17 protein-coding genes are annotated in these 21,804 nt (G+C 61.3%); 9 read left to right on the top strand and 8 right to left on the bottom strand.

Annotated features, from left to right (window positions below; all coding sequences use genetic code 11):
- The first annotated feature begins 55 nt into the window (after positions 1-55).
- The 3 genes from H6650_03625 to H6650_03635 all read left to right on the top strand — a co-directional run bounded on the left by H6650_03625 (position 56) and on the right by H6650_03635 (position 4,480).
- Positions 56-733 carry an HAD family phosphatase gene (locus H6650_03625; GenBank protein ID MCB8951083.1) on the top strand — a complete coding sequence of 226 codons (678 nt, stop codon included), beginning with the start codon at positions 56-58 and terminating at the stop codon, positions 731-733.
- Positions 730-3,675: an FAD-binding protein gene (locus tag H6650_03630; GenBank protein ID MCB8951084.1), complete on the top strand. Its 2,946-nt coding sequence runs from the start codon at positions 730-732 to the stop codon at positions 3,673-3,675. Before H6650_03625 ends, H6650_03630 begins: the two co-directional genes overlap by 4 nt.
- Before the next feature lie 70 nt (positions 3,676-3,745).
- Positions 3,746-4,480, top strand: a complete 735-nt coding sequence (locus tag H6650_03635; GenBank protein MCB8951085.1) for a phage Gp37/Gp68 family protein — start codon at positions 3,746-3,748, stop codon at positions 4,478-4,480.
- Between the two features lie 50 nt (positions 4,481-4,530).
- Here H6650_03635 and H6650_03640 read toward each other — a convergent pair whose 3' ends face one another.
- The 6 genes from H6650_03640 to H6650_03665 all read right to left on the bottom strand — a co-directional run bounded on the left by H6650_03640 (position 4,531) and on the right by H6650_03665 (position 11,390).
- On the bottom strand, positions 4,531-5,172 hold the full coding sequence (locus tag H6650_03640) for a YigZ family protein (GenBank protein ID MCB8951086.1): 642 nt from the start codon (positions 5,170-5,172) through the stop codon (positions 4,531-4,533).
- Positions 5,173-5,263: 91 nt separating this feature from the next.
- Positions 5,264-6,103: an FKBP-type peptidyl-prolyl cis-trans isomerase gene (locus H6650_03645; GenBank protein ID MCB8951087.1), complete on the bottom strand. Its 840-nt coding sequence runs from the start codon at positions 6,101-6,103 to the stop codon at positions 5,264-5,266.
- Positions 6,104-6,404: 301 nt separating this feature from the next.
- Positions 6,405-7,247: a pyrroline-5-carboxylate reductase gene (locus tag H6650_03650; protein ID MCB8951088.1), complete on the bottom strand. Its 843-nt coding sequence runs from the start codon at positions 7,245-7,247 to the stop codon at positions 6,405-6,407.
- A 14-nt stretch (positions 7,248-7,261) separates the two neighbouring features.
- Entirely contained in the window at positions 7,262-8,389 is a 1,128-nt protein-coding gene (gene menC / locus H6650_03655) for an o-succinylbenzoate synthase (protein MCB8951089.1), read from the bottom strand.
- On the bottom strand, positions 8,386-8,898 hold the full coding sequence (locus H6650_03660) for a PaaI family thioesterase (GenBank protein MCB8951090.1): 513 nt from the start codon (positions 8,896-8,898) through the stop codon (positions 8,386-8,388). The genes menC and H6650_03660 overlap by 4 nt, the downstream gene beginning before the upstream one ends.
- 23 nt (positions 8,899-8,921) lie before the next feature.
- Positions 8,922-11,390: a GAF domain-containing protein gene (locus tag H6650_03665; protein MCB8951091.1), complete on the bottom strand. Its 2,469-nt coding sequence runs from the start codon at positions 11,388-11,390 to the stop codon at positions 8,922-8,924.
- A 304-nt stretch (positions 11,391-11,694) separates the two neighbouring features.
- On the opposite strand from H6650_03665, the gene hutU reads away from it, so the two are divergent.
- The 4 genes from hutU (at position 11,695) to H6650_03685 (ending at position 16,702) form a co-directional block, all read left to right on the top strand.
- Positions 11,695-13,341, top strand: a complete 1,647-nt coding sequence (hutU, locus tag H6650_03670) for a urocanate hydratase (GenBank protein MCB8951092.1) — start codon at positions 11,695-11,697, stop codon at positions 13,339-13,341.
- 225 nt (positions 13,342-13,566) lie between these two features.
- Positions 13,567-13,962 (top strand): roadblock/LC7 domain-containing protein, encoded by a 396-nt coding sequence (locus H6650_03675; GenBank protein ID MCB8951093.1) that lies wholly within the window; start codon positions 13,567-13,569, stop codon positions 13,960-13,962.
- A 555-nt stretch (positions 13,963-14,517) separates the two neighbouring features.
- The gene (locus H6650_03680; protein ID MCB8951094.1) at positions 14,518-15,549 is read left to right on the top strand and encodes a LysM peptidoglycan-binding domain-containing protein; all 1,032 of its coding nucleotides are present in this window, start codon (positions 14,518-14,520) and stop codon (positions 15,547-15,549) included.
- A gap of 97 nt (positions 15,550-15,646) precedes the next feature.
- Positions 15,647-16,702 (top strand): threonine synthase, encoded by a 1,056-nt coding sequence (locus tag H6650_03685; GenBank protein ID MCB8951095.1) that lies wholly within the window; start codon positions 15,647-15,649, stop codon positions 16,700-16,702.
- Positions 16,703-16,709: 7 nt separating this feature from the next.
- Here the strand turns inward: H6650_03685 and H6650_03690 are convergent, their stop codons facing one another.
- The gene (locus H6650_03690; GenBank protein ID MCB8951096.1) at positions 16,710-17,546 is read right to left on the bottom strand and encodes a hypothetical protein; all 837 of its coding nucleotides are present in this window, start codon (positions 17,544-17,546) and stop codon (positions 16,710-16,712) included.
- A gap of 120 nt (positions 17,547-17,666) precedes the next feature.
- A complete protein-coding gene (locus H6650_03695; protein ID MCB8951097.1) occupies positions 17,667-18,458 on the bottom strand; it encodes a mechanosensitive ion channel in 792 nt (263 codons plus the stop codon).
- 158 nt (positions 18,459-18,616) lie between these two features.
- Between H6650_03695 and H6650_03700 the strand changes: the two genes are divergently transcribed.
- Together H6650_03700 and H6650_03705 are read left to right on the top strand one after the other, a co-directional pair.
- A complete protein-coding gene (locus H6650_03700) occupies positions 18,617-18,832 on the top strand; it encodes a hypothetical protein (GenBank protein ID MCB8951098.1) in 216 nt (71 codons plus the stop codon).
- 82 nt (positions 18,833-18,914) lie between these two features.
- Positions 18,915-21,725, top strand: a complete 2,811-nt coding sequence (locus tag H6650_03705) for a penicillin-binding protein (GenBank protein MCB8951099.1) — start codon at positions 18,915-18,917, stop codon at positions 21,723-21,725.
- Positions 21,726-21,804: the final 79 nt, after the last annotated feature.

The following is a 21,804-nucleotide window of genomic DNA, read 5'->3' on the forward strand; positions in this document are numbered from 1 at the left end:
AGGAATGGCGTTCCTAAAAGGAACGCCATTCCTGTTTTTTATGGGAGATCAGGTGATGGCCATACCTTTTGCCGCCGTGATTTTTGATTTCGATGGCACGCTCGTGGACAGCGAGGCGACGCACCTGCGCCTCTATCAACAGTTGGCGGCTCGATTTGGCTTCACGCTGACGGCGGCGCAGTATACGGCCGAGTTCCTGGGGCAGACGGACGAGGCGATTATTGGCGCGCTGGCGGCGCGGCAAGGGCGGGCGGCGGATGCGCCGGCCTGGGTGGCGCTGAAGCAGCGCTGGTTCTTTGAATATCTGTCCGGTGGGCAAATGGCGGAGATTCCGGGCGCGGGAGCGTTTGTGCGACGGCTGGCGGCGGCGGGCGTGCCGCTGGGGGTGGGCACGAGCGCGATTGCGGCGGAGGTGCGGCAGGGGCTGGCGGGGTTGGGTTTGCTGCCGCTGTTTCGCACGGTGGTGTCGGCGGATATGGTGGCGGCGGGCAAGCCGGCGCCGGACATTTATTTGCGGGTGGTGGGTGATCTGGGCGTTGCGCCGGGGTGCTGCCTGGTGTTTGAGGATTCTGTGGCGGGGGTGCGGGCGGCGGTGAATGCCGGCATTCTCCCCATCGGCGTCGGCCGGCAACATCCCCAGGCGCTGCTCGCCGCCGGCGCCACCCGCGTCATCCCCGACTTCCGCGATTTTCACCTGGACCAACTCCTTGAGACCCCCGTGAGGCCATCATGACCCCATCCACCCCCCTTTCCCATTCCGCCGTTCCCGACTTCATGGCCGCCCTGCAAAAGCGCGTCAGCGGCGACCTACGCACGGACATCTACAGCCGCACCCTTTACAGCACCGACGCCAGCATCTACCAGGTGCTGCCCTATGGCGTCCTCATCCCGCGCACCGTGGCGGACGTCCACGCGGCAGTGGAACTGGCCGCGGCGTATGGCGTGCCCATTTTGCCGCGCACGGGCGGCAGCAGCCTGGCGGGGCAGGCCGTCAACGAAGCCCTGGTGATTGACATGAGCCGCTACCTGGACCAGGTGTTGGAAGTGAACCGGGAAGAGCAGTGGGTGCGCGTGCAGCCGGGGATCGTGCTGGATCAACTGAACCTGGACTTGCAGCCGTATGGCTTGCAGTTTGGTCCTGACCCCGCCAGCAGCAACCGCGCCTGCCTCGGCGGCATCGTCAGCAACAACTCCACGGGTAGCCACTCCATCCGCTATGGCATGACGGCGGACCATGTGCTGGAGACGAACGTTATTTTGAGCGACGGTTCGATGACCACGTTTGGTCCGGTGGCGGAGGAATCGCTGGCGGACTACCAACTTCGGCCCGGACGGGAAGGGGCGGTTTATCGCCAGGTGGGGGCGCTGCGGCGGGAGCAGGCGGACGTAATTCTGGCGGGGACGCCGCACCATTGGCGGCGCTGCGGCGGCTATAATCTGGACCGCTTCGTAGCAGGGGCCAACTTCCTCTGGCCGCGGGATTCGCGCTTTAATCTGGCGAAACTGGTGTGCGGCGCGGAGGGGACGCTGGCGGTGATGACGGAGATCAAGTTGAATCTGGTGCCCCGCCCCACGCTGACGGCGCTGGCGATTGTGCCGTTTGATAACCTGCGGCAGGCGTTGGAGGCGGTTCCGGTGATATTGGAAGTGGAGCCGTCGGCGGTGGAGTTGATCGACAATTTGGGGTTGACGCTGTGCCGCGAGGTGCCGGCATATGCGCGTTTGTTGGCGACGTTTTTGCGGGGCGAGCCGAACTGCGTTTTGATTACGGAGTTTTATGGGGAGAGTGAGGCGGCGTTGCAGAGCAAGGTGGCGGGATTGGGCCGGCATTTGCGGGGTCAGGGGGTGGCGTGTGGGGAGATAATGCCGGCATTCACCCCCCAACTCCAGGCCAACGTCTGGAAAGTACGCAAAGTCGGCCTCGGCCTCCTCATGAGCATCAAAGGCGACCACAAACCGATCCCCTTCATTGAAGACGCCGCCGTGCCCGTCGAACACCTCGCCGACTACATCACCCGCATCGAACGCTTTTGCAACGACCTGGGAACCAACGTCGCCTACTACGCCCACGCCAGCGCCGGTTGCCTGCACGTGCGCCCCCTGATTAACGCCAAAGTCGCCGGCGAAGTGGACAAACTACCGCGAATCACGCGCTTTTCCGTGGCGTTGCTGGGCGAATATGGCGGCGCATTCTCCAGCGAACACGGGGATGGTCGCGCCCGCAGTTGGCTCAACGAGGCATTTTATGGCAAAGACCTCTACGCCCTTTTCCGCCAGGTAAAGCACGCCTTCGACCCCCAGGGCATCTTCAATCCGGGTAACATCGTGGACGCACCCGCCATGACAGAGAACCTGCGCTACGGTCCTGCTTACAACGTCATCCCCGTGCGGGCGCACATGGACTTTAGCGGCGATGGCGGCTTCCACCGCGCTGTGGAAATGTGCAACGGGGCCGGTGTTTGTCGCAAGCGCACGGCGGACACGATGTGCCCCAGCTTCCAGGTGACGCGGGAGGAGGAACACAGCACGCGCGGGCGGGCGAATGCTTTGCGGGCGGCGTTGTCGGGCCGTTTGCCGGCATCAGAATTCACCGGCGAGCGCATGGTCGAGGTGATGGAATTGTGCGTCGGCTGCAAGGCGTGCCGGGCGGAATGCCCCTCCTCCGTGGACATGGCGAAAATCAAGGTTGAATTTTTGGCGCAATATCACGACGCCCACGGCACGCCCCTGCGCAGCCGCCTTTTCGCCCACATCGCCGCCATTAGCCGTCTCAGCAGCGGTTGGCGCGCGCCTCTGGCCAATGGTGCGCTCCGTTTTGGGCCGCTGCGGCGCGCGTTGGCGCACTCATTGGGCATCAGCCAGGCGCGGGAGATGCCCCCGTTTGCCCGCCATCCATTTACGGACTGGTTCCGGCGACATCGTCAACCCGGCCCCGCTTCTCGCCCCCAGGTTGTCCTTTTCAACGACACCTTCAACACGTACAACGACCCGCACGTGGCTATCGCCGCCGTGGAACTGTTGGAAGCGGCGGGCTACAACGTGGTGCTGCCCGGTCACAAATGCTGTGGCCGCCCCCTGATTTCGCATGGTCTGGTGGATGCGGCGCGCGCCGCCGCGCGGGAGACGGTGGCGCGGTTGGCGCCCTTTGCCGCCCAGGGCATTCCCATCGTGGGGTTGGAGCCAAGTTGTCTGCTGACGCTGCGGGATGAGTACTTGACGCTGCTGCCGGATGACCCGCGGGCGCGGCAGGTGGCGGACCGGGCGCTGCTGTTGGAGGAGTTTGTGGCGAGACTGGCGGAGGCCGGCGCGCTCAATCTGACGTTTACGACGGCGGCGCGCCGGGTGCTGCTGCATGGGCATTGTCACCAGAAGGCGCTGGTGGGCACGGAACCGAGTCGTCTGGCGTTGGGTCTGCCGGCATATTACGAAGTGCGCGAGGTGGATTCCGGCTGCTGCGGGATGGCGGGTTCGTTTGGCTACGAGGCGGAGCATTTGGATTGGTCGTTGGCGATGGGGGAGAGGCGGTTGATGCCGGCAGTACGCGAGGCGGGCGAGGATGTGATTGTGGCGGCGGCGGGGACGAGTTGCCGGCATCAAATCGCCCATGCCACCGGCCGCCGCGCCTACCATCCCGCCGAAATCCTGCGCGACGCCCTCATCAGCCCGCAAAAATAGGACCGTTAGCACATTCGTTCTCTATGTGGTACGCTTGTTCAATTCGTGTTGTCCCAAACCTGGGAGGTGGATGATGGCTCAGTCACGTATTGAGTGGACACAAGCGACCTGGAATCCCGTTACCGGATGCGACAAGATTAGTCCGGGTTGCAAGCATTGTTATGCGGAGAGGATGTCCAGGAGACTACAGGCCATGGGGAATCGAAATTATGCCCATGGATTTCAGGTAACGCTGCACGAACATATGCTGGAACGCCCGCTTTCATGGCACAAGCCGCAACTTGTCTTTGTGAATTCCATGAGCGACCTTTTTCATGAAGCGGTCCCGCTGACGTTTATCCAGCGTGTTTTTGCGGTGATGGAACGCGCGCATTGGCACAAATTCCAGATTCTCACCAAACGCGCGGAACGCCTGGCCGAATTGAGTCCCCAGCTTACCTGGCCTCCCAATGTTTGGATGGGCGTGAGTATTGAAAGCCAGAAGTATCAATATCGTATTGATTATCTTGTGGGGACGAATGCCGGCATCAAGTTCTTATCCCTCGAACCCTTATTAGGCCCCTTGCCCGAACTCGATTTGCGGGACATTGATTGGGTGATTGTGGGGGGCGAGTCCGGACCGGGCGCGCGCCCGATTGCGTCTGACTGGGTGACGGACATCCGTGATCAATGCCTCCGTGCGCAAACGCCGTTTTTCTTCAAGCAATGGGGTGGTTACAACAAGAAAAAAACGGGACGATTACTGGAGGGGCGCACCTGGGACCAGTTGCCTTTGGAACAGGGGCTGTGGCCAACGCCTGCTTGAGTTCTGTTTAAGATTGGCGTCGTTATTTAGCCATAGTAAGGTTACGGCATTTAAGGGGCGTTTTGCGCCATAATCACGTCGGCGGTTTCGATAATTTCGGCGGCGAGGGAGCCGTGGGAGGCTTCCTGGAGGGCTTCCTGGAAGGGGGGGAAATCGGGGACGGCGAAGCGGGCGGTGATGGTGACGTCGGCGGCGAAATCTTCGTCGTCGGTCCGCCCGTTGTGGGCGGCGATCAACAGCCGCGCCCGCTCCAGGAAGGCGTAGGGCACGGCCAGCATGACGGTGTGCGTGGGCACGCGGGCGGCGCGGGGCACGGCGTCCAACACGGCGCGCACGGCATCCCCATAGGCGCGCACCAGCCCGCCGGTTCCCAGTTTTGTGCCGCCAAAGTAGCGCGTGACGACGACGGCTACATCCCCCAGCCCGCTGCCTTGCAGCACGGCCAGGGCCGGGCGACCCGCCGTGCCCGATGGCTCGCCATCATCGCTGCAATGGGCTGTGACGGTGGCGCCGTGTCCGATGAGAAATGCCGGCACATGATGCGACGCATCCCCCATCTCCTCCCGCACCCGCGCCACAAACTGCCTGGCCTCTTCCACCGAAAATGCCGGCACAATCGTGGCAATAAAACGCGAATTCAACACCCGTATCTCGACGCGCGTTTCCGTGGCGGGAATAAGATAAGATGACATAACGGGGTTGTAACGAATCAAGGAGACTCGCGGCAAGGAAGAAAGATGCGCCGCACGCAGGGTGCGGCGCATCCGATCAGGCGACAGCCGCCTACTTCACATCTAATAGCTCAACCTCAAAAATCAGCGTGGCGTTGGGCGGAATCTGGCCCGTGCCCGTTTCGCCATAACCCAACTCCGGCGGCAGCACCAACTGTCGCTTGCCGCCGACGTGCATGCTTGCCAACCCTTCATCCCAACCGCTGATGACCTGCCCCTGACCCAGAACGAACTGGAATGCTTGCCCACGGTTGAGCGAACTGTCAAACATGGTTCCATTTTCCAGCCAGCCCGTGTAATGCACCACCACGGTCTGGCCTACCTCCGGCTGCGCCCCATCCCCGACAACAAAGTCGTAGTACTTCAAGCCGCTGTCCGTCGTCGTGTAATCGGCGTCATTGACTTTGGTGGGGGCCGCGGGCGCGCCATCGCGCACGGAAAGCACCTCTACGTCAAACGTGAGCGTGGCATTCGGGGGGATCACGCCGCCCGCGCCTGTCTCGCCATACGCCAGTTCCGGCGGGATGATCAGGCGAGCTTGATCGCCAACGTGCAGCAGGCTGATGCCTTCTTCCCAGCCAGGGATTGTCTGCCCTGTGCCTACGGGGAACAAAAATGGCTCGTTGCGCTCGCGGGAACTGTCAAAAACGGTTCCATCATCAAGCGTGCCCACGTAGTGAATAGCTGCGAGCTGCCCTTTTTGCAGCGCCGGCCCGTCACCCGCCTGGGTGATCTCGTATTGCAGGCCGCTGGCCGTGGTGATCATTTCGCCCACGGGGGCGCGGGTCGCTTCGCCCGCGGCCATATCCGTGGTATCGGTCGTGATGCTTTCGCCAGTCTGGGCTGTCGTGCCGGATTCGGGTTCAGGAGCCGGACCACAAGCCACAACCATCAGGCCTGCCGCCAGCAGCAACAGCAAAAGCAGTTTGTACATGATGCGATTCTCTTTCAACTCATACTCCTTTGAAAACACTTTGTAGGGCGAGTTTCTAACTCACCTCCGTCAAAAATAGGACGCGGATGAACATGGAAAACCAGGTGGTGATGAATTTCACGTCGGTTGATAATGGGTGACGTGTCGGCCAGGTCTGAGTAGCAAAGTATAGTGGTTTTTAGGGAAACTTCCAGCCGCGGACCGCGTTTGGGCGGCGACGATCAGTTGGTTCTTACCTTGCCTGGGATGTGGCGTACGTTTATGGCTTCAGATCGTCGCTGCGCTTGCGCCCCTGGCCCAGGGCAATGGATCGCTGATAGGCAGCCCAGATACCCCGCGAGATGACTGTGCGCAGGCCTCCTTTTTCCATGTGATAGAGTGCCTCCGCCGTTGTGCCGCCAGGGGAGGTGACCTGGTTGCGTAGTTCGGCTACGTGCTTGTCGGAGCGGGCGGCGTATTCAACGGAGCCGCGCATGGTCTGGAAGACCAGTTGTGTGGCCACGCGGCGGGAGAACCCCAGGTGGACGCCGGCGTCAATCATGGCTTCCATGACCATGAAGACGTAGCCGGGGCCAGAGCCGCTCAGGGCGGTGGCCATGTCCAGGTACTCTTCGTCGTCCACGAAAATCTCCTGCCCAAACGAGGCCAGCACCGCTTGCGCCTGCTGCTTTTGCACCTCCGTTACTTCCGCCGTAGCCGTCCAGACGGTGATGCCCTGCCCGATCTGCGCCGGTGTATTGGGCATGGCGCGCACCACGGAGGCGTGCGCCAGGCCATCCGCCAGCTTTTTGATGGGTGCGCCGGCGATGATGGAGAGGAGCAGGTCCTGGCGACGCAGATGGCCGCGGACTTCGAGCATGACGCGGTCCATCATTTGTGGCTTGATGGAGAGGACGACTACCTGACCTTCTTCCGCGGCGTTCATGTTGCTGGTGGTGATGCGGATGCCGTGTTTTTGGCGCAGTTGTTCGCCCCGTTCCGGGCGGGGACCGGAGGCGATGATCTGATCGGGCGTGACGACGTTTTGGTTGAGCAGGCCGCGGATCATGGCTTCGGCCATCGTGCCGCTGCCGATAAAGGCTATCGTTTTGTCTTTGAACATAGGGGGTGCTCCGTTTAGGCGGGCGTGAAGGTGGCCTGCCGCCGGGTGACGGCTTGCAGGCGGCCTTCGTCTACTTCGATGCCCAGCCCGGGTCCATCCGGGACGGTGATGGTGCTGTCTTCCTGGTTGAGGAAGAAAGAGGTGGCGATGTCGGCGGCGTAGTAGCGGCTGGTGGCGGAGATGTCGCCGGGGAGGGTGAAGCCGGGCAGGGAGGCGAGTGCGAGCTGGGCGGCGCGCCCGACGCCTGTTTCCAGCATGCCGCCGACCCAGACGGGGACATTGGCGGCGCGGCAGATGTCGTGGATTTCGCGGGCGCGGGTCCAGCCGGCGACGCGGGAGGGTTTGATGTTGATGATGTCGCACGCGCCGAGGGCGAGGGCGGCGCGGGCATGGTCGGGTGTGGTGATGCTTTCGTCGAGGCAGAGGGGGGTTTTGATTTGGGGGCGGAGGCGGCTGTGGTTGTAGATGTCGTCGTGGTCGAGGGGTTGTTCTAGCATGAGTAGATGCAGGTCGTCCATTGCCTGGAAGATGCCGGCATCTTCCAACCGATAAGCCGAGTTCGCATCCAACATAATTGCCAGGTCCGGGAAAGCGCGGCGGGCGGCGACGGCAAGCGCGATGTCGTGCCCTGGCTTGATTTTGAGCTTAATCCGACGATAGCCCTGCTCCAGATAAGCGGCGATAGTTTCCAGGGTGTGGGGTACATCCGCCTGAATGCCGACGCTCACGCCGACACGGACGCGGGAGCGGGGTGGTGCGCCGGTCGGTTGGGCCAGCTTTTGCGCCAGCGAGAGGCCATCCCGTTGCGCCAGCAAGTCCCATGCGGCCTGGTCCAGGGCGGCCTTCGCCAGCGGATGGCCGCGCACGAATTCGAGACGGGGGGCGACTTCCTCCGGTTCATTGATGTCCATTTGTAGGAAAGCGGGGATGAGGAAATCGCTGAGGACGTGCCAGGCGGTGACGACGGTTTCGTAGGAGTAGCCGGGATCGTTGGTGGCGACGCATTCGCCCCAGGCGGTGAGGCCACCGGTGCGCAGGCGCAGGATGAGGCAGTCGCGCTGCTGCTGTCGGCCAAAGCTGGTGACAAAGGGGGAGACGAGTTCCTGGCTGATGTGGTAGAGGTCAACTTGTTCGATTTTCATGAGTTGGCGAGGGATTCCTTGATGGAGGTTATTTCGTCAGGGGAGAGGATGGCGAAGGTTCCCGTGACGCTGGCGATGAGGACGTCGTTTTGGGTGATGCGGCATTGGGTGGTGATGGTGCGGCTGCCTTTGTGGACGGTTTCGGCGTGGGCGACGAGCGTGCCGGCACGGGCGGGAGCGTGATACCTTATTTGCATGTCCTGCGTAACCAGGCGGCGTTCGCCCAATGCGGAGAGCGCCGCACCGCCGCAGGTGGAGTCCGCCAGCGCGAAAGCCACGCCGCCGTGCGCGATGCCCAGGGGGTTGAGCAGATGGGGCTGGACTTCCAGCGTGGCACTGCAACGACCGTCGCCAATAGCGGTGTAGGCGAGGCCGAGGACCTGGGTAAAGGAGCCGGTAACGACCTGGCGCGGTTGGCTGAGCGTGCGCAGTACGGACAAGGCGATGGCGCGTGTGTCGTCGTCTAGTTGGTCGAACAGGTCATGAGCTTGGGTGGTGATGTCTTCCAAATGGGGGTTCCTTGTTGTGGACGTCATCTTGGGACAGCGGTTTGCGTGTCGGGAGCGGGGGGGAGGGTTGATGCCGGCAATTGCAACGTAAAAGTCGATCCTGCGCCCAACTCGCTTTCCACCCACACCTGGCCCCCATGCGCTTCGGCAATCGAACGCACGATGGCCAGCCCCAGGCCGTTGCCTTCTACGGAATGTGACGTTTGGACGCGATAGAAGCGGTCGAAAATGAAAGGCATATCAGAGTGAGGAATGCCGATCCCCTTGTCCTGCACCTGTACCAACACCGCACCATTGGCCGAATAGGCGTGGATGATGACTTCGGAATTGGCGGGAGAGTATTTGATGGCGTTGTCCACCAGGTTGCCAATGGCCTGGCGCAATTGCATGGGATCGGCAGAAATGGGTGGAATAATCTCCGCTGCCTTCAGGCGCAGCGTGATGTTCTTGAGGATAGCATTTCCTTGCAAATCCGCCAGCACATCGCGCAATGTGTCGTGTACCTGGCACAACTGTCGCGCCTGGTTGATGCGTGCGTTGATCCGCGCCAGGTCGAGCAGGTCATTGAGCATAGTCAACATGTGGGTGGATGCGTTGCCAATGTAGGTCGCGTATCGTCGCTGAACGTCGGGAAGGTGGCCGGAATCGCGCAACAGGCTGGCAAACTCAATGATCGATGCCAGGGGAGCGCGCATGTCGTGGGAAATGGTGGTGAAGAGGTCTGATTTGATGGTGGCAATGTGGTGCAGGGTGGTGATGTCTTGCATGATGAGTACCCGCCCGTAACCGGGAATGGGGCCTAACATGCACAGCCAGACGGTTTCATCGGGCATTTCGATTTGTAGCTGGCAACTGCCGGCATCTGTTAGTGGCTGTACGATAAATTGGGCCAGTTCCGCAAAATGCACCACTTGTTCTACCGGCTGCCCCACTACCTGGGAAGTCAGGTCCAGACGCGCCCGCGCTTCTCGATTGAGCAGCAGAACACGCTGCCGGGTGTCAATGATCATGATCGGGCTGGTGCTGTATTCCAGGGTAGCCGCTAATTGGCGCTGCCGCGAGTGCGCCTGTTTATAGAGCAGGGCATTGGCTACGGCCACGGCCAACGCCGTGGCGATGAAGATGGCCCGTTCGACATCTTGGGTATGGAAAGGCGCAGAGCGCTTATTCACGAGTTCCAAAGCGCCAATGATCCGCTGCCGAAATACCAGGGGAACGCAGAGCAGGGAGCGGGTAGAAAACCCCGTGATGTCATCAATAGCGGGGTGGTGCAGCGGATGGTTACGGGCATCGTTTGTATAAATCCACTTTCCCGTGCGCACCGTGTAGCCCACGAGTCCTTTGTTGAGGGGGACTTCGATCTTGCTCATGAGGCCCGTGGTCACACCGACGCTGGCCAGTACCCGCAGCGAGCGGCGCGATTCGTTTAGCAGCCAGATGGAGGAGGCTTCGATGTCCCACAAGGCATGGACGCGGTGGATGGCCTGCCGGAGCACTTGTTTCAGGTCGAGCGAGGAGGTGATGCCGCGGGTTAATTCCGCCAGGGTGCGGGCTTCCGTCTGGTCCGTACTCGGTTGGGTGGACTGGTCTGCTCTGGCGCGCGTCTGCTGCATTGCGCCAACGATGAATCCGGACAGCATTTTCAGCAGGGATTGTTGTTGTTCGCTGAAGCTGCGTGGGGTGGTGCGGTTGACGACGGCGAGAATGCCCAGGACGGGTGTCTCTCCCAGGGGGACGGCCAGGATGGCGCGCGCGGCGTAAGCTTCGGTGAGCAGGATGCCTGTCCCGGAGAAGGCGGATTGTCGCCACGTTTTTCCTTGTAGCACGTCGGCCAGGTTTGGGGCGTGCGTGGGTTGGATGAGTGCCGGCATTTCCGTGAACTGGCTGTTTGTGTAGGTGAATGCCGGCATTTCATTCCCCACCACCAGCCACATCACCCCCTCTTCCGCCTGTGTCAGATGCACCGCCGCCGCCAATCCTCGCCGAATCACCTCTTGCATCTCTAACGGCCCCGCCAGCGCCTGCCCAATGCGCAGAAGCTGCTTCATCTCTTGCAGCCGTTGGCTCATCTCCGCGTTTGCCTGCCGCAGTTGCGTCAATTGCGCCTCGCCTGCGCCGGGCTGCGCCTGGCTCAACACCCGTTGCAACGTTTCCCGCACCTCGTCTGTCGTAAATGGCTTGATCAGGTAGTCGCGCGCGCCCAGGCGGAATGCGGTAATGGCGCTTTTTTCCGACCCGTACCCTGTCATCAAGACCACGGGCACGCGAATGGAGAGCTGCGCCAGCCGTTGCAACACGTCCAGCCCGGTCATTTCCGGCAGATTGAGGTCGAGCAGCACCAGATCAGGCTGATGGCGCTGGATCATCGCCACCCCGGCGCGTCCATCAAATGCAGCCAGGGAGCGGTAGCCAAATGCCGGCAACAAATGCTCCGTCAGGTGTTTGACGATCTCACGGCTGTCGTCTATCACCAAAATCAACTCATTGCTCATCCGTCTACTGGGGCGTGCAAAAATAAAAGATCACGGGCCGCGAATGTGCCCTGCCGGCCGAATTATAGCATACCGCCCCTTCTTGACACGTCCCCTGCCCATACTATACTTGACATGTAGCATGAGTTACGAATTATGAAGATGTTTTTCGTCCCTCGTCATTCGGCCTTTCTAATCTTCCAGGAGACTTCACCGGCTGCCGCCGACCACCATGAATGAAAATGGTGCGCCATCGTAGCCCGATTTTCCAAATCGGGCGGGCGATTTGGAAAATCGCCCTACATTTTCGAAGGAGTAATATCACATGAAACGCATTGTCCGCGCTCCGGTTGGCACCGAACTGCACTGCAAAGGATGGTTGCAGGAGGCCGCCTACCGCATGTTGCAAAACAACCTCGACCCCGAAGTCGCCGGCGACCCCGAACACCTCATCGTCTACGGCGGACGGGGGCGCGCCGCCCGCAATTGGGATGCATTTGACGCCATTCTTGAATCGCTGCGCCAACTTGAGAATGATGAAACGCTGCTCGTGCAAAGCGGCAAGCCTGTTGCCGTTTTCCGCACCCATGCCGATGCCCCTCGCGTCCTCATTGCCAACTCCAACATTGTGCCTCACTGGGCTACCCAGGAAAATTTCGATAAATGGGAAGCTGAAGGGCTGATCATGTATGGGCAAATGACGGCGGGAAGCTGGATTTACATTGGCACGCAGGGTATTTTGCAAGGCACATATGAAACATTTGCCGCCGCGGCGCGGCAAGCGGGCTGGCCCTCCTTGCGCGGCAAATGGGTTCTTACTGCCGGACTGGGGGAAATGGGCGGCGCGCAGCCCCTGGCCGTGACCATGAACGAAGGCGTGGGGCTGATTGTGGAAGTAGACGATTGGCGTGCCAACCGCCGCCTGGAACATCGCTACATCGACGAAGTGGCCGAAGACCTGGATGAGGCGCTGAAACGGGTGCAGTATTACGTGGAATGCCGGCAGCCCCGCTCCATTGGCCTCATTGGCAACGCCGCCACGATCTTTCCCGAATTAGCGCGGCGCAACCTCATTCCCGATATCGTCACCGACCAGACCTCGGCGCACGATCCGCTCGCTTATTTCCCGCACCACCTTTCCTTTGCCGATGGGCGCGAATTGCGTGACCGCGATCCCGCCGCTTTTCAGGCGCTTTCCATGGAATCGATGGCGCAGCAGTGCGCGGCAATGGTGGAAATGCAGCGGCGCGGAGCGATTGTGTTTGACTATGGCAATAACCTGCGCCAGCGGGCGTTTGATCATGGCGTCGCCGACGCATTTAGCTACCCCGGCTTTATTCCCGCTTACATTCGTCCGCTCTTTTGCGAAGGCAAGGGGCCATTCCGTTGGGTAGCCCTCAGCGGCGACCCGGAGGATATTTATGCCACGGACCGCGCTATTCTGGAACTCTTCCCGGACGATGAACCGCTGCATCGCTGGATCAAGATGGCGCAAGAGCAGGTGCATTTTCAGGGATTGCCGGCACGAATTTGCTGGCTGGGATACGGTGAACGCGCGCGTGCCGGACTGAAGTTCAACGAACTGGTTGCCAGCGGCGTCGTCAAAGCCCCCATCGTCATTGGCCGCGACCACCTCGACGCCGGTTCCGTCGCCAGCCCCAACCGCGAAACGGAACGCATGCGCGACGGCTCCGACGCCATTGCCGACTGGCCCATCCTCAACGCCCTGGTCAATGCCGTCAGCGGGGCTACCTGGGTTAGCTTCCACCACGGCGGCGGCGTCGGCATTGGCTACAGCCTGCACGCCGGCCAGGTCATCGTTGCGGATGGCACACCCGCCGCTGCCGCCCGCCTCCAGCGCGTTCTCACCGTTGATCCCGGCATGGGGGTCGCCCGCCACGTTGATGCCGGCTACGAAAGAGCCATCGAAGTCGCCCGCGAACGCGGCGTCAAAATTCCCATGCTCCATTAGCAGGTGTGACGCACTTTCCCCGTACGTCGTACTGGACTCTGGCGTTCTTGGAGTGGAGGCTTCAGCCGGCCCATATATGGGGTTTGACCCGGCTAAAGCCTCGATTCCGCTCACCCTATATGGATTTCGCCAGACGCGAGGTCGTACCTTAAATCAATCCCAACCAGCCACGACTAACCACCAATTGACCATTAACTACCAGCAATTGACCACGTTCGCCCAATTATGAGTACCTACTATCGGGTCAATATCCTTGAAGAACGACTGCAAGAGCTGATCGAAAACGTCCCTGGTTTGCAGGGAGCCGTCATTGTCAGCTCCGAAGGGTTCGTCGTGGCGGCTTATCCCTATGAACTTGGCGACGAGAGCGGTGCCACCAATATGCCACAGATTGCCGCCCTGGCGGCCACGCTCATTGCCCTGGGGGAGACAACGCTGGCGCGGCTGGGACGCGGAGCCGTTGAGCGGCTCCTGGTTGAAGGCGAGCTAGGCGCCATCGTGGTTTACCCGATCAACGGCACCGCCGCGTTGTCCGCCCTCCTAAACAAGGATGCGAAGGTTGGCCTGACGCTTCTGGCTGTAGCCCGCGCCGCGGACAATATCGGAAAAATTCTTCTTTGAGACATTGAGCGCGTGAAATTGGTCCAATCTCCCAATCATCTAGCATCAAAACAACTTCCGGGAAGGTGGTCGTGAAAGTGACCCATTGGAGGAAGCCCGACGACGATTTTCTGTACACATGGTTGGAATTCCTTGCCAGGCGCGGAAATACAGCATGGCACGCCGTTAGGAACGGAAACGAAAGAAGACGGCGAAGTTGTTTCCTTACCGTTCCTTCTAACTGACGACGCAATTCCCTGCTTTATTTTTCGTCAGTCCTTAACAAGAATGCCGTGCACCCTGCCAAAATGTCCTGCTTTACGTAAAAATCAATCCGTGCTATATTATGGTCAACTCTTGAGCAGGGTGAGCAATTTTATGTCGTTGATCCAATAACAGATGGGCATTTTTAGAATCTGATCGGGTGTTGAAGATGAAGCAGCCATTTACGGAATACCCGGTTATTTTCCGGTAAATTGGACCAACCGTGATGACACAGCAGACGTGTGGATTGCCATGAAGGAACTATGTTCCTGAACCGTCGAGTTATCCTTGAACGTAGGAGGCGAGGTAGAGATGTCACATCCTTTTTTGAAGAAGCTGTTTGCACTGTTTGTTATCCTCATGTTGGTGCTGGTGGCGTGTGAGCGTCCGTTGCAGCAGCCCAGCACCCCGACGGATGTTGCGCCCACGAGCGAAACGACCGGTGAGCAGGCAGGCGAAGAAGTAGCCGCGCCTGCCGCCGGAGAAGAAGCGGCAGGCGAAGTTGCTCCGGCTGAAGGGGAAGTCGCGCCCGCCGAGGGTGAGGCCGCGCCCGCCGAAGGGGAAGCTGCCGGTGAATCTCCGCGTCCTGGCGACGAAGCCGCGCCCGCCGAAGGCGAAGCCGCGCCCGCCGAGGGTGAAGCCGCGCCCGCCGAGGGCGAAGCCGCGCCCGCCGAGGGCGAAGCCGCGCCCGCCGAAGGCGAAGCCGCGCCCGCCGAGGGTGAAGCCGCGCCCGCCGAGGGTGAAGCCGCGCCCGCCGAAGGCGAAGCCGCGCCCGCCGAGGGTGAAGCCGCGCCCGCCGAGGGTGAAGCCGCGCCCGCCGAGGGTGAAGCCGTTGCCGCTCCAACTGCCCGCCCCGAGACGCATACCGTGGCTCAGGGTGAGAGTCTTTACCAGATCGGGCTGAAATATGGATTGTCCTGGGTGGTTTTGGCGCAGTACAACAACTTGCCTAATGCCAATCGTATTGAAGCGGGTCAGGTGCTGCGCATCCCGCCGCTTAATGAGCCGGCCGCGCCGACTCTGGAAGAGACCACGTACACGGTTCAGGCGGGTGACAACCTTTTCCGCATAGGGCTGGCATACGGCATTAGCTGGGTGCAGATTGCCGAAGCCAACGGAATTGTGAATCCGAACCAGATCGTGGTGGGGCAGGTTCTGAAAATCCCCGCCAACGCTCCCGGCATTGCCCCTGAGTTTGTGCACAAAGTGGAGCCGGGCGAAACGCTGTTTTTGATCTCACTGCGTTATGGCGTCGTGTGGACGACGATTGCGGAGAAGAACAACATTACGGCTCCTTACGTGATTTATCCAGGGCAGGAACTGGTGATTCCAGGTGGGAACTAATGTCATTTATCTTCCCGGAAGCTGCACGCTTCCGGGAAGGTTTGAAACTGTCCGGTAATGGCTTTCCGACGCGGAAAGCCATTACTCAGAGGTGTGTATGGTCTGGCAAGGTGTATTAGAAGCGTACCGACCATTGCTGCCGTTTGCCGACGATGTGCGTATCGTGACGCTGCATGAGGGGAACACGCCACTTATTGAGGCGCGGAACCTGGCGCGGACGCTGGCTCCAGGGGCGGGGATGCGGCTGTTTTTGAAGTATGAGGGGGTCAATCCTACGGGATCCTTCAAGGATCGAGGGATGACGGCGGCGATTACGCAGGCTGTGCATGAGGGCGCGCGGGCGGTTATTTGCGCCAGCACGGGGAACACGGCGGCCAGCGCCGCGGCGTATGCGGCGCGTGCCGGTTTGCGCTGTGTGGTGTTGGTTCCTGAGGGGAAGATTGCCCTGGGGAAGCTGGCGGCGTGTCTGGCTTATGGGGCGGAGGTAGTCAGCATCGCCGGGTCTTTTGATGATGGCTTGACGATGGTGCGGGAGATTGCGGAGCGGCAGCCGATTGCGTTGGTGAATTCCATCAATCCGTGGCGGTTGGAGGGGCAGAAGACGGGCGCGTTTGAGATTTGCGATCAGTTGGGGGGGCGGGCGCCGGATTGGCACTGTTTGCCGGTGGGGAATGCCGGCAACATCTCCGCCTACTGGATGGGTTACAAACAGTATGACCGGGGCTGGCCACGCCTTCTGGGGGGACAGGCAGAAGGGGCTGCGCCCATTGTGCGCGGGCACGTCGTCGCTAATCCGGAGACGATTGCGACGGCCATTCGCATTGGCAATCCCGCACGCTGGCAGCAGGCATTGGCGGCGCTGGACGAATCCGATGGTCAGATCACGGCTGTCAGCGACGCGGACATACTGGAAAGCTGGCGGTTGTTGGCGCGTCTGGAAGGGGTGTTCGTGGAGCCTGCTTCGGCCACGGGGGTGGCGGCATTGAAGCAGCAAATTGCCAGGGGAGAGATTGATCCGACGGGCAAGACGGCGGTGTGCGTGCTCACGGGGCATGGGTTGAAGGACCCGGACACGGCGTTGGCTCAAGCTTCGTTACCGCGGGCGATGCCGGCAAATACCGATGCCCTCGAAGCCTACCTCATGGAAAAATAGAAACGCCTCACGGTGTGATAACCAGATACGCCAACCGCACCCAACCGGTGGTTCCGTCCAACGTGCTGATCTCCTGCCAGAGGGCGCCCGTCTGGTTCGCGTGGCCGGGCAGCACCAGCACCGTGTCTTGATCCTGCAAAATGACCAGCGGCGTACCGCCCGGCGTGCGGCGCAGCCACAGCGTGCTGCCGCGCGTCTCCACGGTCGCCGTTTGCCCGCTTATGGGCGTGGGCGTTAGCGAGGGGGTGGGGGTGATGGTGGGCGTGGGGCTGGTTGTAGGCGTAGGGGATGCGGTGGCGGTGGCCGTGTGCGTGGCTGTGGGTGTGGGGGTGCTTGTGGCCGAGGGTGCGGGCGTACCCAACGCATTGGCAGTGGCGGACGGCAGCGGCGTGGGGGTGACAGAGGGGGGGCGGTTGGTGGCGCTGGCCGACTGGGTGGCGTCAAACGTGGGGGTGACGGTGGCCGGGCGTGGCAGGGGGGCGTCAAACGCGCCGCTCACGGGTGTGCCCGGCGTATTCGTGGGCAAGGGGACGGTGAGGGTGAAGGTGGCGTTTGCCACGCTTTGGGCGGGGGTGGCGGTGACGACGATGACGATGGGTGTGCCGGCATTGCCGGCATTTCGCGAATCCAAAGGAACGCCCGCCAGGAAAAAACCAAACGTCAGCAAAAGGAGCGCCAGAGCGTATCCCGTGAGCGCGCGTACGCGCTCACCCAGGCGCGCGTCGTACAGATTAAAACGGCGGGCCAGGCGCGGGGATTGCGCCACCAAGGAGAGGGTGATGGCGATGAGCGCGCCCACGGCGGACAGGCCCATGCCCCATAAAGTCCAGTTCGGAAAACTCATTGGTGGGATTATAGCGAGTTTGCCGGTTTGGGCACAAACTCAGGTGGGCAACGTTTGAAGATTGGTGCATTCTCCAAGAATGAACTAATCTAAAGATGGGAGACCCTTTGCGGATAGGACTTAGTCAACCGGGGAGATGTCTATGTCGGCCAGTTGTTCTTGTAGGAAGGCGAGCAGGCGGGGGCGCATATCGGCGGCTTTACCAAAGCGAGCTTTGGCGACGAGGGTGAGTTCGGCGTGTTCTCCCAGTGTGCCGGTTTCGCTGATGATGCGCCATGGTTCTAATAGGTTGGGCAGGGCGGTCATGGCCTCTTCACGCATGGCTTCTAATGCCGGCAAAGCCACCCCCAACTCCGCCGCATCCAACTTCAATTGCACTTTCACCAAAGAGAAGCGCCCGCGGCTAAAATTGCGCACCACGCGCACTTCGCCATTGGGCATAATGAATACTTCGCCACCCGGAGCGCGCAGCTTCGTCGTGCGCAGGTTAACTTCTTCTACGACGCCTTCCACGCCTAATATCTCCACTTTTTCCCCCACGTCGAAGGTGTCTTCAAAGATAAAGCTGAGGCCGGTGAGGAAGTCGCTGATCAACGGGCGCGCGCCGAGGCCAAAGGCGGCGCTGAACAGGCCGATGATCCAGATGAGGGTGTCCGCCTGTATGAATAGCCCGAGAGAGAGAATGCCGGCACTGATAAACCCCAACAACGTGATCCCGCTGGCAATCAGGCTTTGCAACGTATGCTGCCGCTGCCGCCGCATCCCCGATTCCGGCCCTGCCAGCCGACCCAACCGCACCACGCGCCGCGCCAATCGCCCGGAGAGACGATGCAGCACCCAGGCCAGGAAGAAAAAGAGGATGATCTCAACCAGTCGGGTGAAAATGTGGGCGTTATCCGCGAAAAAACTCATGGGCAAATCGCCAACCTGTCTCTGAACAATCACAAAGCGTGCAATCTCCGCGTATGTGCGTCACGCCATCCTGCGTATAATAACCGAAAAATCACCCATTGACAGCCATCAACCAACTATCCACTGCCAACTATCAAGCGCCAACTATCTCAAACCCCATGCCCCTTCGCCACAGCGCCCAAAAAGTCCAAGACATCCTCGCTGAACATGGCTTCGCCTGCCAGGTCATCGAACTGCCCGACTCCACCCGCACCACCCAGGAAGCGGTCAATGCCATTGGCTGCACCGTAGCCCAGATCGCCAAATCCCTCGTTTTCCGCGGCAAACAGTCAGGCCAGGCATTCTCGTCATTGCCAGCGGTGGCAATCGCGTAGACGAGAAGAAAATACGCGCCCTCCGCCTTTTTTCTCATGGGTGCGTCTTCGGTCCCCGCGGACTCTATGCTACCATTGCGGCATGGGCAATTACGAATTCAAGTATTTGCGGCCGTACCAGCCGCCACCCCCTCCTGAAAAACCCGCGCGCCGGCTTCCCGGCTGCCTGCGCCTGCTGCTTTTCCTGTTCCAGTGGGGATTAGTGGGCATCATTTTGGCCGGGCTGTTGTTTTTTGGCAGCTACATCTACTTCAGCCGCCAGTTGGCGGGGACGATCCAGCAAATCGTCAACTACCAGGGCAGCGGCGTCGGTGGCACGCCGCGCATCTTCGACCGTAACGGCACACTGCTCTATGAACAGCCCCCCGTGGAAAAACGGAGTTGGCTGACCTATGAACAGTTACCGGATGCCCTGAAAAACGCCACCATTGCCGTCGAAGACGATACGTTCTGGCGCAATCCGGGCTTTGATCCGCCGGCCATCGTCGCCGCCATCATCAGCAATCTGCGCCATCAGGAAGGCCGCCCCGTGGGAGCCAGCACCATCACGCAGCAGTTGGTGCGCCACATCGCCTTTTCCTACGAGGAACGGGTCACGCCCAGCTACCAGCGCAAGGCGCTGGAAATCTTCTACGCCTTTATTCTCACGCAGCAGCGCAGCAAGCAGGACATCCTCACGATGTACCTGAACGAGATTTACTACGGCAACCTGGCGTATGGCGCGGCGGCGGCGGCGCAGACCTACTTCGGCAAGTCTGCCGCCGACCTGACGCTGGCGGAGGCGACTTTCCTGGCCGGACTGCCGCAGGCTCCCCTCGATTGGGACCCATACACCAATTTCGACGGGGCCAAGGCGCGTCAGGAGAACATTCTCGACCTGATGGTGGAGGAGAGGTTCATTGATGCGCCGACGGCGGAGGCGGAAAAAGCGCGTTCCTTATCTCTGGCCCCGCTCATTCCCGTGGCGCAGCGCGCCGCCGCCACGCATCTGGATACGCCCCATTTTGTGCTGTATGTGCAGCAGGAATTGGAGCGGCGCTATGGTCCCGACGCTTTCACGCGCAACGGCTGGCAGGTGACCACCAGCCTCGACTTGAACATACAGCGCCTGGCGGAAACGGCGGCGCGGGAAGTCGTGGCGGCGCGGGCGGCGGCGCATGACGTCCGTAATGCGGCGGTGGTCGTTCTCAAACCGGCTACCGGAGAAATCCTGAGCATGGTGGGCAGCCTGGATTATTTTGACGAGGCGATTGACGGGCAGTTTAATATGACGCTGCAAGCGCGCCAGCCGGGGAGCAGTTTTAAGCCGATTACGTATGCGGCGGCCATGCAGCGGGGGTGGACCACGGGGGATGTGCTGTGGGATGTGCCTATTGTGTTGGACCTCGGCGGTGGCCAGACAATGCAACCGCGCAACTATGATGGGCGGTATCATGGTCCGCTGCTGCTGCGGGATGCGCTGGCGAATAGCTACAACATTCCGCCGATTCAGTTGGCCCGCGATGTAGGTCTCCCCGCCGTTATCGGCATGGCGCAGACGTTGGGCGTGGCATCGCTGCGGCAGCCGCCGGGCTACTATGGGCTGGCGCTGACGTTGGGGGGTGGGGAGGTGCCGCTGTTGGAGTTGACGCAGGCGTATGCGACGCTGGCGAACCAGGGCCGACGCCCGCGACTGGTGAGTGTGTTGCGTATTGTGGATAGTTTTGGCAATGTGATTTACGATCAGCAGCGGGATCGTGTGCCGGCATCTAACGCCCTGGACCCCCGCATTGCCTACATCCTCACCGACATCCTCAGCGACAACCGCGCCCGCACGCCCGCCATGGGCGCGAACAGCCCGCTGCGCCTCCCCTTCCCCGCCGCCGTGAAAACGGGAACCACCAACGACTACCGCGACAACTGGACGATGGGCTACACCCCCGGCCTGGTCGTGGGCGTCTGGTCCGGCAACACCGACAACCACCCCATGCGCGATACGTCCGGGCTGTCTGGCGCGGCCCCCATCTGGAACCGCATCATGCAGGGTGTTTACGCCGATGAACAAATGCGGCGGCAACTCGCGGTGAACGGGCAAATGCCGCCCACCGAGTTCCCCCGTCCCAACGGCATCGAAGAGCGCGCCGTTTGCCTGCCCGCGGGCACGGGGGGCAGCGTTTGCGCTGCCTCGCGCCCCGACCTTTTCCTGATCGGCGAGGCCGTCCATGCCGTGGCTCGCCTGGGGTACGCCCCGGACGTGACCAGTAATCCGGGGGCGTGGACGTTGGTGACGGCGGGAATGGACGCGGCGGGGGCGCAGTCCGTCTGGCAGTCGCAGCCGGCGTTGACTGATGGTGCGCGCCCGCCGCTGCCGTCCACTTGCGTGGTCACGGGCAGCCGGAGCGCGGGGAGCGCGGCGGCCCGGTTGCTGCTGCCGGTGCCGCCATTTTATCCTGACGAAGTGCGGGCACGGTTGTGGGCGCGGGGCAGCGGCTACCAGATGGCGCCGGCCACGGCCTGCCCTGTGGGTGTGGCCCGCGCCAATGTCTCCGGTGGCAGTGGTGGAAGCGATAGCAGCCGTGTTGACCACGGCGGCGGCACGTCCGACAGCGCCAGCTATGTGATTACGTCGCCGCTGCCGGGCCAGCAGGTGCGTGGGCCGGTTTCGATCTGGGGCAGCGCCATGTTCAATTCGGCGCAGGTGCAGTATTACAAGTTGGAGATCGGCCGGGGCGCGAACCCGACAGCCTGGGTGACGTTTGGGTCTACGCATACACAGCCGGTTAGTGATGGGGTGTTGGAGGTGTTGTACGCGGGAGAAATGCCGGCAGGCGACTACGTCATCCGCCTGGTTCTGGTGGGATGGGATGGCAATTTCCACAATCCCTACCAGGTTCCCATCCAGATCGCGCCATAACATGAGAGCTGGCGTCCGGCGCAAACGTTTGTCACTCAACACAAATGAGGTACTATTCTTGCGGCATACTTTCATGTTC

Source organism: Ardenticatenales bacterium (assembly GCA_020634515.1).
In the GTDB taxonomy this organism is placed as follows: domain Bacteria; phylum Chloroflexota; class Anaerolineae; order Promineifilales; family Promineifilaceae; genus JAGVTM01.

Bases quoted from the DNA above. Each gene is read 5' to 3' on its own strand.
- H6650_03625 (MCB8951083.1), top strand. From the start codon at position 56: ATGGCCATACCTTTTGCCGCCGTGATTTTTGATTTCGATGGCACGCTC.
- H6650_03630 (MCB8951084.1), top strand. From the start codon at position 730: ATGACCCCATCCACCCCCCTTTCCCATTCCGCCGTTCCCGACTTCATG.
- H6650_03635 (MCB8951085.1), top strand. From the start codon at position 3,746: ATGATGGCTCAGTCACGTATTGAGTGGACACAAGCGACCTGGAATCCC.
- H6650_03640 (MCB8951086.1), bottom strand. From the start codon at position 5,172: ATGTCATCTTATCTTATTCCCGCCACGGAAACGCGCGTCGAGATACGG.
- H6650_03645 (MCB8951087.1), bottom strand. From the start codon at position 6,103: ATGGTTGTGGCTTGTGGTCCGGCTCCTGAACCCGAATCCGGCACGACA.
- H6650_03650 (MCB8951088.1), bottom strand. From the start codon at position 7,247: ATGTTCAAAGACAAAACGATAGCCTTTATCGGCAGCGGCACGATGGCC.
- menC (MCB8951089.1), bottom strand. From the start codon at position 8,389: ATGAAAATCGAACAAGTTGACCTCTACCACATCAGCCAGGAACTCGTC.
- H6650_03665 (MCB8951091.1), bottom strand. From the start codon at position 11,390: ATGAGCAATGAGTTGATTTTGGTGATAGACGACAGCCGTGAGATCGTC.
- hutU (MCB8951092.1), top strand. From the start codon at position 11,695: ATGAAACGCATTGTCCGCGCTCCGGTTGGCACCGAACTGCACTGCAAA.
- H6650_03675 (MCB8951093.1), top strand. From the start codon at position 13,567: ATGAGTACCTACTATCGGGTCAATATCCTTGAAGAACGACTGCAAGAG.
- H6650_03680 (MCB8951094.1), top strand. From the start codon at position 14,518: ATGTCACATCCTTTTTTGAAGAAGCTGTTTGCACTGTTTGTTATCCTC.
- H6650_03685 (MCB8951095.1), top strand. From the start codon at position 15,647: ATGGTCTGGCAAGGTGTATTAGAAGCGTACCGACCATTGCTGCCGTTT.
- H6650_03690 (MCB8951096.1), bottom strand. From the start codon at position 17,546: ATGAGTTTTCCGAACTGGACTTTATGGGGCATGGGCCTGTCCGCCGTG.
- H6650_03695 (MCB8951097.1), bottom strand. From the start codon at position 18,458: ATGAGTTTTTTCGCGGATAACGCCCACATTTTCACCCGACTGGTTGAG.
- H6650_03700 (MCB8951098.1), top strand. From the start codon at position 18,617: ATGCCCCTTCGCCACAGCGCCCAAAAAGTCCAAGACATCCTCGCTGAA.
- H6650_03705 (MCB8951099.1), top strand. From the start codon at position 18,915: ATGGGCAATTACGAATTCAAGTATTTGCGGCCGTACCAGCCGCCACCC.